At 66.1% G+C, this 15,421-nt stretch carries 15 protein-coding genes and 1 pseudogene; 1 reads left to right on the top strand and 15 read right to left on the bottom strand.

Translation table 11 applies throughout. The features are described from left to right. Nucleotides 1–2 precede the first annotated feature (2 nt). From coxB to Q0Z66_RS06285, 3 genes are all read right to left on the bottom strand, one after another. Nucleotides 3–914 carry a cytochrome c oxidase subunit II gene (gene coxB, locus Q0Z66_RS06295; RefSeq protein WP_298039055.1) on the bottom strand — a complete coding sequence of 304 codons (912 nt, stop codon included), beginning with the start codon at nt 912–914 and terminating at the stop codon, nt 3–5. Between the two features lie 96 nt (nt 915–1,010). After that, nucleotides 1,011–1,379: an iron-sulfur cluster insertion protein ErpA gene (gene erpA, locus Q0Z66_RS06290; RefSeq protein WP_298039052.1), complete on the bottom strand. Its 369-nt coding sequence runs from the start codon at nt 1,377–1,379 to the stop codon at nt 1,011–1,013. Nucleotides 1,380–1,470: 91 nt separating this feature from the next. Then, nucleotides 1,471–2,889 carry a dipeptidase gene (locus Q0Z66_RS06285; protein WP_298039050.1) on the bottom strand — a complete coding sequence of 473 codons (1,419 nt, stop codon included), beginning with the start codon at nt 2,887–2,889 and terminating at the stop codon, nt 1,471–1,473. A gap of 45 nt (nt 2,890–2,934) precedes the next feature. Here Q0Z66_RS06285 and Q0Z66_RS06280 point away from each other — a divergent pair, with 45 nt between their 5' ends. After that, nucleotides 2,935–3,498, top strand: coding sequence for a DUF3043 domain-containing protein (locus tag Q0Z66_RS06280; protein WP_298039047.1), 564 nt, complete (start codon nt 2,935–2,937; stop codon nt 3,496–3,498). Between the two features lie 66 nt (nt 3,499–3,564). On the opposite strand, the gene Q0Z66_RS06275 is transcribed toward Q0Z66_RS06280, so the two are convergent. The 12 genes and pseudogenes from Q0Z66_RS06275 to Q0Z66_RS06220 all read right to left on the bottom strand — a co-directional run. Beyond that, nucleotides 3,565–4,587, bottom strand: coding sequence for a quinone-dependent dihydroorotate dehydrogenase (locus Q0Z66_RS06275; RefSeq protein ID WP_298039044.1), 1,023 nt, complete (start codon nt 4,585–4,587; stop codon nt 3,565–3,567). Nucleotides 4,588–4,597: 10 nt separating this feature from the next. Continuing rightward, nucleotides 4,598–5,074: a transcriptional regulator NrdR gene (gene nrdR, locus Q0Z66_RS06270; protein WP_298039042.1), complete on the bottom strand. Its 477-nt coding sequence runs from the start codon at nt 5,072–5,074 to the stop codon at nt 4,598–4,600. Between the two features lie 19 nt (nt 5,075–5,093). After that, nucleotides 5,094–6,407, bottom strand: a complete 1,314-nt coding sequence (gene hisD / locus Q0Z66_RS06265; protein WP_298039039.1) for a histidinol dehydrogenase — start codon at nt 6,405–6,407, stop codon at nt 5,094–5,096. A gap of 1 nt (nt 6,408) precedes the next feature. Next, the gene (locus tag Q0Z66_RS06260) at nt 6,409–7,614 is read right to left on the bottom strand and encodes a hypothetical protein (RefSeq protein WP_298039038.1); all 1,206 of its coding nucleotides are present in this window, start codon (nt 7,612–7,614) and stop codon (nt 6,409–6,411) included. A gap of 112 nt (nt 7,615–7,726) precedes the next feature. Continuing rightward, complete coding sequence (dnaE, locus tag Q0Z66_RS06255; RefSeq protein WP_298039035.1) at nt 7,727–11,245, bottom strand: DNA polymerase III subunit alpha; 3,519 nt, start codon at nt 11,243–11,245, stop codon at nt 7,727–7,729. A gap of 65 nt (nt 11,246–11,310) precedes the next feature. Then, nucleotides 11,311–12,231 (bottom strand): RluA family pseudouridine synthase, encoded by a 921-nt coding sequence (locus Q0Z66_RS06250; RefSeq protein ID WP_298039033.1) that lies wholly within the window; start codon nt 12,229–12,231, stop codon nt 11,311–11,313. Beyond that, entirely contained in the window at nt 12,231–12,734 is a 504-nt protein-coding gene (lspA, locus tag Q0Z66_RS06245; RefSeq protein WP_298039128.1) for a signal peptidase II, read from the bottom strand. Before lspA ends, Q0Z66_RS06250 begins: the two co-directional genes overlap by 1 nt. A 69-nt stretch (nt 12,735–12,803) precedes the next feature. Next, nucleotides 12,804–13,370 carry a DivIVA domain-containing protein gene (locus tag Q0Z66_RS06240; protein WP_298039030.1) on the bottom strand — a complete coding sequence of 189 codons (567 nt, stop codon included), beginning with the start codon at nt 13,368–13,370 and terminating at the stop codon, nt 12,804–12,806. Between the two features lie 155 nt (nt 13,371–13,525). Continuing rightward, entirely contained in the window at nt 13,526–13,825 is a 300-nt protein-coding gene (locus tag Q0Z66_RS06235; protein WP_298039028.1) for a YggT family protein, read from the bottom strand. A 3-nt stretch (nt 13,826–13,828) separates the two neighbouring features. Next, nucleotides 13,829–14,326 carry a cell division protein SepF gene (gene sepF / locus Q0Z66_RS06230; protein WP_298039025.1) on the bottom strand — a complete coding sequence of 166 codons (498 nt, stop codon included), beginning with the start codon at nt 14,324–14,326 and terminating at the stop codon, nt 13,829–13,831. Between the two features lie 40 nt (nt 14,327–14,366). Beyond that, the gene (locus Q0Z66_RS06225) at nt 14,367–15,047 is read right to left on the bottom strand and encodes a YggS family pyridoxal phosphate-dependent enzyme (RefSeq protein WP_298039023.1); all 681 of its coding nucleotides are present in this window, start codon (nt 15,045–15,047) and stop codon (nt 14,367–14,369) included. A 20-nt stretch (nt 15,048–15,067) separates the two neighbouring features. Further along, nucleotides 15,068–15,421: pseudogene (locus Q0Z66_RS06220) on the bottom strand (cell division protein FtsZ); the annotation flags it as partial.

The following is a 15,421-nucleotide window of genomic DNA, read 5'->3' as shown; positions in this document are numbered from 1 at the left end:
GCTTACTCTCCCTCTTCCTCGGAGCCCGATCCGGACTGAGCACCAGTTCCGGGAAGGTTGTTGAGACGGTCGTACGCCTTGGAGATGTCTCCGGTGTTGCCGAGATCACGCAGCGAAGCGACGTAGTCGTCGTACTCGTCCTGCTCGACGACCTTGACGTTGAAGAGCATCATCGAGTGGTACTCGCCACACAGCTCGGCGCACTTTCCGGCGTACTCGCCGACGCGCGTCGGAATGAAGGACCAGTCGTTGTCCTTGCCGATGTACATGTCCTTCTTGTACAGGAAGTCGATGATCCAGAAGGAGTGGATGACGTCGCGCGACTGCAGGCTGATGTGGACCTTCTGATCGACCGGGAGGACCAGCGTGGGCAGCTGCTCCTGGTCGATGTTGCCGTCGGCGTCGGGCTGGGCCTGAATGCCCATGGTCCACACGGCGTCGGAGAGGTCGTCGTTGTCGCCGGCGTACATGAAGTCGAACGCCCACTGCTTGCCGATCGCGGTGATCTCGACATCGGCATCGTCGCCCCACTGGGTTTCGATGGCGGCCTGATCACGCGCAGTGAAGAAGAACATCCCCATCACGAGGATCAGCGGGATCACCGTGTAGAAGATCTCGATGGGCATGTTGTATCGCATCTGGACCGGGAGTCCGGTCTGCCCCTTGCGGCGGCGGTATGCGACGGCGGCCCAACCCATCAGGACCCAGGTGATGATTCCCACGCCCAGAAGGACGATCCAGGAGTTCACCCACAGATCGGCAACCCGATCCGTCTGGTTCGTGGCGGCAGTGCCGTCTTCCACGAAGCCTGGGAGGAATCCGTGGAGCTGGGTGGGAGTACATCCCGCCAGGGCCACAGCTGCCGCAATTCCCGTAGGAATGGCGGCCCAACGAAGGCGGCGTTTCGAGGGCACGATGCACCTTTCAAGATCGCGGACAGGGCACCTACCAGTCTAGGGCAAGCGCACACCTGATTCATGCCAACCACGCAGGTCCGGCACAGGGGATGTTCAGTGGAAGCTGTCTCCGCAGGCGCAGCTGCCCGCAGCATTGGGGTTGTCGATGGTGAATCCCTGCTCGGAGATCGTGTCCTTGAAGTCGATGGCCGCGCCATCGAGGTAGGGAACGCTCATGTTGTCGACGATCACCTCGACGCCGTCGAAGTCGACGGTCTCGTCGCCTTCGAGGTAGCGCTCGTCGAAATAGAGCTGGTAGATCAGGCCGGAGCATCCGCCGGGCTGAACCGCGACGCGAAGACGCAGGTCATCGCGGCCTTCCTGCGAAAGCAGGGTCTTGACCTTGTTGGCCGCGGCCTCCGTGAGGGTGACACCGTGGGGCGCGGTGTTCTCGGTCTCCGTGGTGAGTGTGGTGTCGCTCATGTCGCTCCTTGTGACAGGCCGCGGATGACCGCGGATGGTTGTTCTGATTCTACCGGCGCGCACCCGCACGAGGGCGGGTGCGCGCCGGATCTCAGAGCTCGTCGCGGATGAGGGCGTTCATGCGCGTCAGCAGGAGCGCCTCGGTCGCGATCGCGTGGCGGAAGGTATCCAGGTGCAGGGATTCGTTCGGGCTGTGGGCACGCGAGTGGGGGTCCTCGACGCCCGTGACGAGGATCTGCGCCTCCGGGAACTCGTGAACGAGATCCGCGATGAAGGGGATCGAGCCTCCGACTCCGAGGTCCACCGGTTCGACGCCGTAGCCGTCGGCCATCGCCTGGCGCGCGAGTCCCACGGCCCAGCCGCTCGTATCCACGAGGAAACCGTTGCCGAGATCGACGTCGGAGAACGTCAGCTCCGCACCGAACGGTGCACGCTCGCGCAGATGCTTCTCCAGGGCTGCGTAGGCCTCCTCCCCTGACTGTCCCGGTGCGACGCGGGCGCTGACGACGACGCTCACCTCGGGCGCGAGGGTGTTGGATGCCGCTTCGACGCTGGTCGCATCGATGCCGATGACCGTGACGGAGGGCTTGTTCCAGATTCGACTGAGGATGCTGTCGCGGCCTGCGGGCGAGACCCCAGGAAGCAGGCCGGCCTCATCCCGCAGGGTCGCCTCGGAATATTCCGGCGTCGGCGTGTCGCGCTCTGCGAGCCCGGCGACCGCCACGGCGCCGTCGTCAGCCCACAGGGAGGAAAGCAGTCGGATCGTCGCCATCATGGCATCCGGGACCGCGCCGCCGAACATGCCGGAGTGCGATCCGTGCGCCAGTGTGCGCACGGTCAAGGTGAAGCGGGCATTGCCTCGGAGGGAGACCGTGAGCCCGGGTGTCTCGGAGTCCCAGTTGCCCGAATCCGCGACGACGATCGCATCCGCGCGCAGCGCGTCAGCGTTGTCGCTGAGGAACTGACCGAACGATCGCGATCCGTATTCCTCCTCGCCCTCGATGAACATAGAGACGCCGAGGTCGAAGTCGTCACCGAGGGTCTCGGCGACAGCACGCAGCGACGCGATGTGGGCCATGATGCCGGCCTTGTCATCGGCAGCTCCGCGGCCGTACAGGCGTCCGTCACGGACCGTCGGCTCGAACGGCGGGGTCTCCCAGAGCTCGTCCGCACCGGGAGGCTGGACGTCGTGGTGCGCGTACAGCAGGATCGTCGGCCTTCCGTTACGTGCCGCGCGGGTTGCGAGGACGGCCGGCTGCCCCACCTCATCCGTTCCGGGAATGGCTGCGCGCAGCACCTCCACGCTGTCAAAAACGCCCGTATCGCGTGCCAGCGACGCTACGTGCTCAGCGCTGCGCACGAGCTGCGTCTGATCGAAGGACGGCCAGGCGATACCGGGGATCCGGACGAGATCGCCCAGGTCGGAGAGAGCGGCGGGAACGCCGAGGGCGACCGCTTCGGTGACGGCGGATTCGACGGCGGGGTCTGCATTGGGCGGCACAGATGTCATGCGAGTAATCTTAAGGCCGAACTTGATCCGTCACTGAGGAGAGCCGTGTCCACTTCCACCCCGTCGACGAACGACGACTCCCCCGAGACGCCGTCCACCGGCAAGGGTCGTCCGACCCCGAGCCGCGCCGAGCAGGAGGCCGCCCGGCGACGCCCGCTAGTCGCCGACACAAAGGAGGCTCGCGCAGCGGCCAAGGCGCAGCTGCGCGAGCAGCGCGAACGCGCTCAGGCCGGTATGGCCGCCGGTGAGGACAAGTACCTGCCCCAGCGCGACAAGGGCCCGCAGCGCCGGTGGGTGCGCGACTACGTCGACGCCGGGTGGCACATCTCGGAGTGGGTCATGGCTCTCATGGTCGTCGTGATCCTCGTCTCCCTCATCCCCGACCCGACGTTCTCGACCTATGCGTTCGTGGGCCTGTGGTGCTTCATCTTCGTCGCGGTGGCCGGCATGATCATCCTCGGCAACCGCGTGAAGCGCAAGGCCCGGGCACGTTTCGGCGCCGACCAAGTCGAGAAGGGCCTGGGCTGGTACGCCGCCATGCGCTCGCTGCAGATGCGCTTCATGCGTCTGCCCAAACCGCAGGTCAAACGCGGCGAGTATCCCGCCTGATCCGCCGAAGCACAGCAGAACGCCCGCCGACATCGTCGGCGGGCGTTCTGGGTTACGACGACAGAGTCAGCGCCGGCGCAGACCGCGATTGATCTGGCGGGCCCAGAGCGGTCCGCGATACAGGAAGGCCGTGTAGCCCTGAACGAGGGTGGCGCCGGCGTCCAAGCGCTCGCGAACATCGGATGCCGTCTCCACTCCCCCGACGGAGACCACGCAGAAGTCGGAGGGCACCGCATCGCGGACGACGCGAAGAACCTCCATCGAGCGCTCCCGCAACGGCGCGCCGGAGAGCCCTCCCGCACCCGCTGCCTCGACGGTGGCGGCATCTGTGCGCAAGCCATCCCGCGAGATCGTCGTGTTGTGGGCGATGATGCCGTCGAGCCCCTCGGCGACAGCCATGCGGGCAATCGCCTGGATCTCGTCGTCCGACAGGTCGGGGGCGATCTTCACCAGCAGCGGAGTCCGATCGGCCGCGATCTTCACAGCGCGCAGCAGCGGTGCAAGAGTTTCGACCGCCTGCAGACCCCGGAGCCCCGGAGTGTTCGGCGAGGAGACGTTGACGGCGAGATAGTCGGCCAGCGGCGCGAGGGCGAGGGCACTGGACACGTAGTCCGCCGTCGCGTTCTCGACGTCGACGACCCGGCTCTTGCCGATATTCACGCCGACGACCGTCTTCGGACGTCGTCGACGCAGCTTCTCCAATCGGCGGACCGCAGCATCCGCGCCGGCGTTGTTGAAGCCCATCCGGTTGATGACCGCACGATCCTCGACCAGACGGAACAGACGCGGCTTCGGGTTGCCCTCCTGCGGGATAGCCGTCACCGTGCCGACCTCGACGTGACCGAAACCGAGGGCGGCGAGACCGCGCACGCCGATGGCGTTCTTGTCGAAGCCGGCCGCCACGCCGAATGGTGAGTCGAAGGTGAGGCCGAGCGCCTGCACCTGGAGACCGGGGCCGGGCGCGGCGACCGCGCGGGTGATCCATGAGAACGGGGGCGCCCCGAGCGCACGGATCACCGCCATGCCGGCGTGATGGGCGGACTCGGGGTCGAAGCGCGAAAGGACAGCGCGAAAGAGCAGCGGATACATCCCTGCCAGATTACCTGTCGGCGCTCTCCCGCTGCGCAGCGATGTGGTCGGCCCGGAGATCTCCGATCGCGCTCTCGAAATCCTCGAGGGAATCGAACGCCTGGTAGACGCTCGCGAAGCGGAGATAGGCCACCTCATCGAGATCGCGGAGCGGCCCGAGGATCGCGAGGCCGATCTCGTTCGCGTCGAGCTGCGAGACGCCGGTCTGGCGCACCGCCTCCTCCACCCGCTGCGCGAGGACCGCGAGGTCGGCCTCGGTGACCGGGCGCCCCTGGCAGGCCTTGCGAACACCGGAGATGACCTTCTCCCGGCTGAACGGCTCCATCACACCGCTGCGCTTGATGACGCTGAGGCTCGCCGTCTCTGTCGTCGTGAACCGACCGCCACACTCCGGGCATTGCCGGCGCCGGCGGATCGACAGCCCGTCATCGCTCGTGCGCGAGTCGATCACGCGGGAATCAGAATGGCGGCAGAACGGGCAGTGCATAATCTGTCAGCGTAGTCGCTCAGCCCTCCGACGCGCCGAAGCGCGCCTCGATCGCGTCGCCGTGCGCCGGAAGCACTTCGGTGTTCGCCAGTGCCACGACGCCAGCGCGGACCGCGGCGAGGGCAGCGTGATCGTAGCTGATCACCTGCTGCGGGCGCAGGAACGTGTACGCGCCCAGGCCCGGTGCGTAGCGCGCCTGACCGCCGGTGGGCAGCACGTGGTTGCTGCCGGCCATGTAGTCGCCGAGGCTGACCGGCGTCTGGTCGCCGACGAAGATCGCGCCGGCGCTGGTGAAGGCCGATGCCGCCTCCTCCGCGTCCACGAGGTGCAGCTCGAGGTGCTCCGGAGCGTAGGCGTTGCTGAACGCGGTCGCCATGGCTCGATCGTCGACAAGCACGATCGCCGACTGGGGGCCTGAGAGCGAGACGCCGACGCGCTCGCTGTGTCGCGTGCGGGCCGCGAGGTCGGCGACCTCGACGGCGACGCGCTCGGCGAGGTCTGCGTCATCGGTGACGAGCACTGCGGATGCCTGTTCGTCGTGCTCGGCCTGGCTGATGAGGTCGGCGGCGATGAGGCGCGCATCCGCCTCGCCGTCCGCGACGATGAGAATTTCTGTCGCGCCCGCCTCGGAGTCGGTGCCGACCACGCCGGCGACCGCCCGCTTGGCGGATGCGACGTAGTTGTTGCCAGGGCCGGAGACGACGTCGACCGGGTCGAGGCCGATGCCCTCGACGCCGTGCGCGAAGGCTCCGATCGCGCCCGCGCCGCCGATCGCGTAGACCTCGGTGACGCCGAGGAGGCCGGCGGCGGCGAGGATCGTCGGGTGGATGCGGCCGTCCTCGCTGTGCTGCGGAGGGGAAGCCAGTGCGATCTCGGTGACCCCGGCGACCTGCGCGGGGACGACGTTCATGACAACGCTCGAGGCGAGTGGGGCCTTGCCGCCCGGGATGTACACGCCGACGCGGTTCACAGGCTGCCAGCGCTGCGTGATGCGCGCGCCGGGGCCGATCTCGGTGACCCGCGGTGCGGGCACCTGTGCCTCGGAGCCCTGCCGCACGCGGGCGATGGACTCTTCGAGGGCCGTGCGCACCTCGAGCGAGACGGCGGCGAGGGCGTCCGCGATGTGCTCAGCGGGGACGCGGATCGCGTGGCCGGTGACCCGGTCGAACTGCTCGGCCTGCGCACGCAGCGCGGACTCTCCCCCGGTGCGCACGTCTTCGACGATGCGCGCGGCGGTCTCGAGCGCCTCGGCGCGTGCCTGCGCGGCGCGCGGGACGGCCGCGAGCATGTCTGCGGCGGAGAGGGTCTTGCCCCTCAGATCGATGGTGCGCACGTCAGCCCTTCGTGATGTCTTCGATGTCGTGCAGATAGCCGATGCGGCCGTCATCGTTGCGGATGACGTAGGCGCCGCCACGGTCCTCAATTACCAGGGCCCAAGCGTCTGGGCCGATCGTGAACAGTTTCTCGCCGCTCTCGTCGAGGACATCACGCTCGGTCGCGGCAAGGGCCCAGAACGGCTGCGAATCAGCGGTCGGGATGATGCCGGTCTTGTCGGCATCGCCGGCGACGGCTTCATCGCCGGATGCGACTCGGGCTGCTTCGGCATCACCGGGAATGGCGGGCAGCGCGGTCGAGCGGCGGCGACGGGCATAACCGGGGACGTAATCGGGATCGGAGTCATCGGCAGCGGTGGAAGTTCCCAGCGCCCCGGCCGAGGCATGTGCTGTCAGGGGCACGCTCTCCAGGCTTCCCAGACGGATGATGTCGTCCGTGTCGTTGACCTCGACGATCTCGACGTCGTCGTCATCGTCATCGTCATCGGACGAGCCGACCTCGACGGCGTCCGGTCTGGAGGAGTCATCGTGCGGTGCGTCCTCTGTGGGTGCGATCGACGGAGCCGACACGGGCTTGACGGGACGCGGCGCACGGGGGCGCGCGATGACCGGTCGAACGGGATTCGCGTTGCGGTGGGCCAGCGTCACGAGACGACCGCGGAAGTCTTCCTGCAAACCGGGGATCAGCGGGGCGAAGACGGTGACCGCGACGAGCGCGAGCAGTGCGAGGAACTCGACGACCATGACCCACGACACCAGGAAAACGTCCCGGATCATCAGGCGCTCGACGATGATCATCGCCCAGTAGAGCGCGCCGAAGGAGAACACCGCCGAGGCGAACTGGTCGATGCCGAGAGAACCGACCCTCCGGATGCCGTCCGGGGAGAACCGACGCAGCACGATCAGGAAGACCGCGAGCGTGGGCAGGCCGATCGGCTGGATCCAGCTAAGCGTCTGGCCCCAGATCGAGGTGGGGCTCAGCATTCCGTGCAGCGGGAAGAAGGAGGCGACGAAGGCGACGAGCCAGAATCCGACGATCAGGAGCTCGCGCAACGTGAATCCGAGGATCCCGTACTCCGGGGTGACTTCGTCGTCGTAGAGCACACCGTCGTCATCGGTGAACGCCTCGTCGCGCGTCTCGCGGACCACGGGTGCCGCGCATTCGTCGACCGGTTCGTTCTCTGCGCGGGAAGAATCCGTGCTCATGAAACGACGTTTCCTTTCAGATCTGATGTGCGCCGACGGGTCCGGCATCGATGGGTCACGATATTACCCCGTGAACGGTGCCGAAAAGCCTCTATCCACAGCCAGGGCTCCATCAGCCCAGGCACGTCGGACCGAGCAGCGACTTCAGGTCGCCGAACAGGTCGGCGGAGACGGTGACGGGCATCGGCACTTCGAAGACCTTCGCCGTGGCACCGCGGTGCACGCGCAGCATGACCTCCGTCTCGCCGCTGTGCCGGCGCAGCACCTCCGCGAGGTCGTGCATGACGCGCTCGGTCGCACGCTGTTCCGCGAGCACGAGGGCCAGCGGCCCCGAGGCGTCGAAGGATCCGACATCCGGAGCGAACGCCGACTGCGCGTGCAGATTCATTCCGTCATCGCGCCGGGACACGCGTCCGCGCACGGCGAGGATCGCATCCTGCTGCAGCGTGTGCTGGAACTCGGTGTAAGTCTTGCCCATGAACATGACCGTGATCTCACCGTTGAAGTCCTCGACCGTGATCATGCCGTACGGGTTCCCGCTGGCCTTCGCAACGCGGTGCTGGACGCTCGTCACCAGGCCCGCGACCGTCACCTGGTCGCCGTCCTGCAGGTCTTCCGAGGCGAGCAGGTTGTGGATCGAGATCGATGCATGCTTGGCGAGGGCGACCTCGAGCCCTGCCAGAGGGTGATCGGAGACGTACAGGCCGAGCATCTCCCGCTCGAAGGCGAGTTTGTCCTTCTTGATCCACTCGGGACGGTCTGGGACCTTCGCCGGTGGCGCCTCTTCGGTCTCGTCGTAGAGGCTGTCGAAGTCGAACCCGATGGCTCCCTGCGCCTCGTTGCGCTTCTGGCCGACGGCCGCATCCACGGCATCCTCATGGATCTCCATCAGCGCACGACGCGAATCACCCATCGAGTCGAACGCTCCCGCCTTGATCAGCGACTCGATCGTGCGCTTGTTCGAGACGTGCAGCGGAACCTTCTTGAGGAAGTCATGGAACGACGTGAACCTCTCGTCCCTGCGCGCCTCGATGATCCCGTCGACGACGTTCGAGCCGACGTTGCGCACGGCACCGAGCCCGAAGCGGATGTCCTCTCCGACTGCTGCGAAGAAGTTGATCGACTGGCTGACGTCGGGCGGGAGGACCTTGATGCCCATGCGACGGCACTCGTTGAGGTAGAGCGCCATCTTGTCCTTCGAATCGCCGACGCTCGTCAACAGCGCCGCCATGTACTCGGCCGGATAATGTGCCTTCAGATACGCGGTCCAATAGGAGACGAGACCGTAGGCGGCGGAGTGCGCCTTATTGAAGGCATAGTCGGAGAACGGAAGGAGGATGTCCCACAGCGCCTTGATCGCGGCTTCGCCGAAGCCGCGCTCCTTCATGCCGCCCGCGAAGCCCTCGTACTGCTTATCGAGCTCGGACTTCTTCTTCTTGCCCATCGCGCGGCGCAGGATGTCGGCCTGGCCGAGGCTGAAGCCGGCGACCTTCTGCGCGATCGCCATGACCTGCTCCTGATAGATGATCAGGCCGTAGCTGATGTCGAGGATGTCCTTGAGGGGCTCCTCGAGCTCGGGGTGGATCGGGGTCACCGGCTGCAGCCCGTTCTTGCGCAGGGCGTAGTTGGTGTGCGAGTTCGCACCCATCGGACCCGGTCGGTACAGCGCGATGACGGCCGAGACGTCCTCGAAGTTGTCGGGCTTCATCAAGCGCAGCAGCGATCGCATCGGCCCGCCGTCGAGCTGGAATACGCCCAGCGTGTCTCCGCGGGTGAGCAGTTCGTAGGCGGGCTTGTCGTCGAGCTCGAGGTGCTCGAGATCGACCTCCTCACCGCGGTTGGTGCGGATGTTGTCGAGGGCATCCGAGATGATCGTGAGGTTGCGCAGCCCCAGGAAGTCCATCTTGATCAGACCGAGCGACTCACAGGACGGGTAGTCGAACTGCGTGACGATCTGGCCGTCCTGCTCGCGCTTCATGATCGGGATGATGTCGATGATCGGCTCGCTCGACATGATGACGCCGGCGGCGTGCACACCCCACTGGCGCTTCAGCCCCTCGAGCCCGAGCGCCCGGTCGAAGACCGTCTTCGCCTCGGGATCGGTCTCGATCAGCGCGCGGAACTCGCTGGCCTCCTTGTAGCGGGGGTGCGCCGTGTCGAACATTCCCGTCAGCGGCATGTCCTTGCCCATGACGGCAGGAGGCATGGCCTTCGTGAGGCGATCGCCCATGCTGAACGGGAAGCCGAGCACGCGCCCGGCGTCTTTCAGAGCCTGCTTCGACTTGATGGTTCCGTATGTGACGATCTGCGCAACGCGCTCATCGCCGTACTTGGCCGTGACGTAGTCGATGACCTCGCCACGGCGCCGGTCATCGAAGTCGACGTCGAAGTCGGGCATGGAGACGCGGTCGGGGTTCAGGAACCGCTCGAAGATCAGGCCGTGCTCGAGCGGGTCGAGGTCGGTGATCTTCATCGCGTAGGCGACCATGGAACCGGCGCCGGAGCCACGGCCGGGACCGACGCGGATGCCGTTGTCCTTGGCCCAGTTGATGAAGTCTGCGACGACGAGGAAGTAGCCGGGGAACCCCATCTGCAGGATGATGCCGGTCTCGTACTCGGCCTGCTTGCGGACCTTGTCGGGGATGCCGTTCGGGTACCGGTAGTGCAGTCCCGCCTCGACCTCCTTGATCAGCCAGCTGTCCTCCGTCTCGCCCTCGGGAACCGGGAAGCGCGGCATGTAGTTCGCAGAGGTGTTGAACTCGACCTGGCAGCGCTCGGCGATGAGCAGCGTGTTGTCGCAGGCCTCGGGGTGATCCCGGAAGAGCTGGCGCATCTCGGCGGCGGGCTTGATGTAGTAGCCGTCGCCGTCGAATTTGAAGCGGTTGGGGTCGTCGAGGGTGGAGCCCGATTGCACGCACAGCAGCGCCTCGTGCGCATCGGCCTCGTGCTGGTGCGTGTAGTGCGAGTCGTTCGTGCCGACCAGAGGGATGCCGAGATCCTTCGCCAGGCGCAGGAGATCGCTCATGATGCGCCGCTCGATGGAGAGGCCGTGATCCATGATCTCGGCGAAATAGTTCTCCTTGCCGAAGATGTCCTGGAACTCCGCTGCTGCCTCGCGCGCAGCGTCGTACTGCCCGAGACGCAGACGGGTCTGGATCTCGCCCGAGGGGCAACCGGTCGTCGCGATCAGGCCCTTGCTGTACTTCTGCAGGATCTCGCGGTCCATGCGCGGCTTGAAGTAATAGCCCTCGATGCTCGAGAGCGAGCTCAGTCGGAAGAGGTTGTGCATGCCCTCGGTCGACTGGCTCCACATCGTCATGTGGGTGTAGGCGCCCGAGCCGGAGACGTCGTCGCGCTTCTGATCGGCCGTTCCCCACTGCACACGGGTCTTGTCGCTGCGGTGGGTGCCCGGAGTCACGTACGCCTCGAGGCCGATGATCGGCTTCACTCCGGCGTTGTTCGCGGCGTTGTAGAACTCGAAGGCCGCGAAGGTGTTGCCGTGGTCGGTGACGGCGATGGCGGGCATGCCGTAATCGGCCGCCGCCTTCGTCATCGCCTGGATCTTGGCCGCACCGTCGAGCATCGAGTACTCGCTGTGCACGTGCAGGTGAACGAAGGAGTCGGATGCCACGAGTCGAGTCTACGTCGGCGCGAGGACATTGGAATTTTGGTATGGACTCGCGCGGGTCCGAACGACTATTCGCCGCGGAGGATCTCCAACGCGTGCACGAAGTCGGCGGGGTAGGCCGATTCGAACTCGACCCACTCCCCCGTTCCGGGATGCGTGAAGGCCAGCTTGTGTGCGTGGAGCCACTGACGGGTCAGGCCCAGACGTTCCGACATCGTCGGGTCCGCGCCGTACAGCGGGTCGCCCACGCAGGGATGCCGGTGCGCCGACATGTGGACTCGGATCTGGTGCGTGCGGCCGGTCTCGAGGTGGATCTCCAGCAGCGACGCCCCGGGGAACGCCTCGAGCGTCTCGTAGTGCGTGACGGAATCCTTGCCGTCCGGGGTGACCGCGAACTTCCAGGAATGGTTCGGGTGCCGACCGATCGGCGCGTCGATCGTTCCCGCCAGGGGGTCGGGATGCCCCTGGACCACAGCGTGGTATATCTTCTCGACCGTGCGCACCTTGAAAGCGTGCTTGAGCGCCGAATACGCGGACTCGGTCTTGGCGACGACCATGAGCCCGCTCGTGCCCACGTCGAGACGGTGCACGATGCCCGCGCGCTCGGCCGCACCGCTGGTCGCGATGCGGAAACCAGCGCCGGCGAGAGCGCCGAGAACGGTCGGGCCCTCCCAGCCCTGCGAGGGATGGGCGGCGACGCCGGTCGGCTTATCGATCACCACGATGTCGTCATCATCGTGAACGATCCCGAGCTCGGGAACGACGACCGGAATGATCTTCGGCTCCTCCTTCGGCGCCCACTCGACCATCAGCCAGCCGCCGGCCCGGAGCCGGTCGGATTTGCCGAGCACGGCGCCGTCGAGGCTCACTCCTCCGGCTTCCGCTACCTCAGCTGCGAACGTGCGCGAGAATCCGAGCATCTTCGCCAGAGCAGCGTCGACGCGTGCGCCTTCCAGCCCGTCCGGAACGGGGAGAGACCGGGATTCCATCAGACTTCCTGCTCTCCGCCGACGGGTGAGACGGCATCCTGGGCCGCGTCGTCCTTCTCGCGCGTGCCGTCGAATCGGATGCCGAGAACGACGAGGAGCGCGACGGCGATCATGCCGCAGACGATGAAGATGTCCGCGACGTTGAAGATCGCCGGCATCATCCACGGCATCGAGATCATGTCGACGACGTGGCCGACCGCGAATCCGGGCTCGCGGAAGAGACGATCAGTGAGATTGCCGAGCACACCGCCGAGGAGGAGGCCGAGAACCACGGCCCACCGACGCGAGCTCAGCGCGAAGGCCTTCCAGATGATCGCCGCAGCGACCAGCGTCAGAGCGATCGTGAAGATCCACGTGACGTTACTGCCGAGGGAGAAGGCTGCCCCCGAATTGCGGATGTAGTACAGCTGGAAAAACTCGCCGAGGACGGGCACGACCTCGTGGAGCGGCAGATGCGTGATGGTGAGATGCTTCACGAACTGATCGGCGGCCAGCACCACGATCGCGAGAATCGCGACGGTGATGCCGGCCGCCGACCGACGAAAGGGACGACGTCCTGGCAAGAGGACGCCTTACAGACCGATAGCGGAGACCGACGTCGAGTCGGTGACGTTCGCCTTCTCGTCGAGGTCGCGGAGCTGGCCCTCGATGTAGCCGCGCAGCTGAGTGCGGTAGTCGCGCTCGAAGTTGCGCAGCTCGCTGATGCGGGCCTCGAGTGCATTGCGCTCGCGTTCGAAGCGGTTCATCTCCTCGCGCTGCTGCATCTGCGCGTCGGTGCGGATGCGCTCGACCTCGATGCTCGCTTCGGAGATGAGCTGGTTCTTCTTCATCTCACCCTCGGCGACGTGCTCGTCGTGCAGGCGCTGAGCCAGCTCGATGATGCCTGCCGTGGAGGAGGACGCTCCATCAGCGCTCGCGGCGACCGGAGCCGCCTGCACGGGCGCTGCTGCGGCCGGAGCCGCCTGACCAGACTCGTAAGAGGCGAGCTTTGCCTTCAGCTCTGCGTTCTCTTCGAGGGCCTTGCGCCATTCGACGACGATCTCGTCGAGGAAGTCATCGACCTCGTCCGGGTCGAAGCCGTCCTTGAATCGAACGTGCTGGAACTGCTTGGTGACGACGTCATCCGGGGAAAGTGCCATTTCTCGGCTCCTCTTTCGATGAGTTCTGTTGCCAGTGACTGAAGTATGGCTCGGTATTGATGCGGCGCGTACCCGGGGCGCGCACCTTGGAGCAAGCATAGTCCTCGCTCGCAAGCGGCGCGATGTCGATCGCGCCAGGGGTGTCGGAGACGCTATCAGATGAACGCGCGCACGATCGACATGAGGATCAGCACGGCGAGCATTGTGAACGTGAATCCGAAGTCCAGCGACAGCGTTCCGAGGCGCAACGGAGGAATGAACCGCCGGAACAGCTTGATCGGTGGGTCCGTCACCGTGTAGACGACCTCTGCGGCGACAAGGCCTGCGCCCTTCGGACGCCAACCGCGATTGAACAGCGGGATGTATTCGAGGATGAGGCGTCCGAACAGCGTGAACAGGTAGAGGAGCAGCAGAAGATGAACGATCGAGGCGATCGCTGAGATCAGAGTCCCCACAGCTCAGGAATGGTCGAAGCCCGCAGACTCCGGATCCGCGTTCGTGATGCCGCTCTGACCGGAGACGGCGATGTTCTCGGGCGAGAGCAGGAACACCTTGCTCGTCACGCGCTCGATTCGCCCGTAGAGACCGATCGACAGACCGCTGGCGAAGTCGATGAGACGACGCGCGTCGGCATCCGACATCTGCGAGAGGTTGATGATGACGGGAACGCCCTCGCGGAAGCTCTCCGCGATCAGCTGAGCGTCGCGGTACTGCTTGGGGTGCACCGTGAGGATCTCGTTGACGGCGCCGGCCGCGGGCTGGCGGATCGCGACGGGGCGACGCAACGGCGTGACCGGCGCCGGAGCCGGCTCGTCCTGTTCGCGTGCCGCGGGCTTGCGCACGCTCTCCCGCTCTCGCGAAGTGCGAACCGGCTCAGCGGCGAGCTGCTCCTCGTAGGCTTCTTCTTCATCGGCGAGACCGAGGTAGACCATGGTCTTCTTGAGCGGATTTCCCATCGTGTCCTCCGTGTTCGACGTGGGCTGAACTGTTTCGAGGTTATCCCCGGTCGGGCCGGGGTCCTGTTATTGCGGAACCGATGCGCAGGTGTGTCGCACCCGCGGCGATCGCCTCGGCGAAGTCGCCGGTCATGCCCGCGGATATCCATGTCGCCCCGGACTCGAGAGAGCGGATGCCGTCGGAGATCTCGCGCAATCGGGCGAAGGCCGAAGCCGGCTCCTCATCGAGCGGCGCAACTCCCATGACGCCGCGCAGGCGCAAAGACGGGAGCCCGAGGACGTATTCGGCGAGTCTCTGCGCCTCGTCTGGTACGACTCCGCCCCGACCGGCATCCTGCGTGAGGTTGATCTGCACGAGGACATCCAGCCGGTCGTCGTCGACGGCCGCGCGATGCAACGCATCAGCGAGCTTCTCCCGATCGACCGAGTGAACGGCCTGGGCGGATCGCCGGATCGCGCCCGCCTTCTTGGTCTGCGCCTGGCCGATGAAGTGCCAGCGCAAACCATCCAGCGGCGGTTCCGCGGTCTTCTCCGTCAGCTCCTGCTGCCGATTCTCCCCGACATCGCGAACGCCGAGATCGTGAAGATCACGAACGACCGAATAAGGATGGAACTTCGTGACGACGATCCGGGTGATCTCCCCGGGGTCGCGCCCGTTCGTGCGCGCGGCTTCCGCGATCAGAGCATCGATCGCGGACAGCCGCGTGCCGAGGTCAGTCACTGCGTCTCCTGTACCCCTGTTTACTTCAGGAATTCCGGGATGTCGATGTCGTCGTCCGAGAACGCCGGTTCCAGGCTCGTCGTCGCGATGCGCGGCGCGGGCTGGTTCTCTTCGGGCTCACTGACCGCCGGCTCGGCGGTCGTCTCGTCCGAGAGCGTGATCTCGGGGAGCGTCGTCGCCGCTGCGGGGCGGGAGACGACCATCGGGTCCAGACGCAGAGACGGCTCACCGCCGTCGAAGCCCGCGGCGATGACCGTCACCCGCACCTCGTCGCCGAGAGTGTCGTCGATAACTGTTCCGAAGATGATGTTCGCCTCGGGGTGCGCGGCCTCCTTGACGAGGTCGGCGGCGTCGTGGATCTCGAAGATGCCGAG

The sequence above is a fragment of the uncultured Microbacterium sp. genome (genome assembly GCF_947632095.1).
Classification (GTDB): domain Bacteria; phylum Actinomycetota; class Actinomycetes; order Actinomycetales; family Microbacteriaceae; genus Microbacterium.
The sequence above is the reverse complement of the archived record's forward strand: the minus strand, read 5'-3'. Positions and strand labels throughout refer to the sequence as shown.

Coding starts and splice junctions, on each gene's coding strand:
- erpA (WP_298039052.1), bottom strand. CDS start 1,379: ATGAGCGACACCACACTCACCACGGAGACCGAGAACACCGCGCCCCAC.
- Q0Z66_RS06285 (WP_298039050.1), bottom strand. CDS start 2,889: ATGACATCTGTGCCGCCCAATGCAGACCCCGCCGTCGAATCCGCCGTC.
- Q0Z66_RS06275 (WP_298039044.1), bottom strand. CDS start 4,587: ATGTATCCGCTGCTCTTTCGCGCTGTCCTTTCGCGCTTCGACCCCGAG.
- nrdR (WP_298039042.1), bottom strand. CDS start 5,074: ATGCACTGCCCGTTCTGCCGCCATTCTGATTCCCGCGTGATCGACTCG.
- Q0Z66_RS06260 (WP_298039038.1), bottom strand. CDS start 7,614: ATGAGCACGGATTCTTCCCGCGCAGAGAACGAACCGGTCGACGAATGC.
- Q0Z66_RS06250 (WP_298039033.1), bottom strand. CDS start 12,231: ATGGAATCCCGGTCTCTCCCCGTTCCGGACGGGCTGGAAGGCGCACGC.
- Q0Z66_RS06240 (WP_298039030.1), bottom strand. CDS start 13,370: ATGGCACTTTCCCCGGATGACGTCGTCACCAAGCAGTTCCAGCACGTT.
- sepF (WP_298039025.1), bottom strand. CDS start 14,326: ATGGGAAATCCGCTCAAGAAGACCATGGTCTACCTCGGTCTCGCCGAT.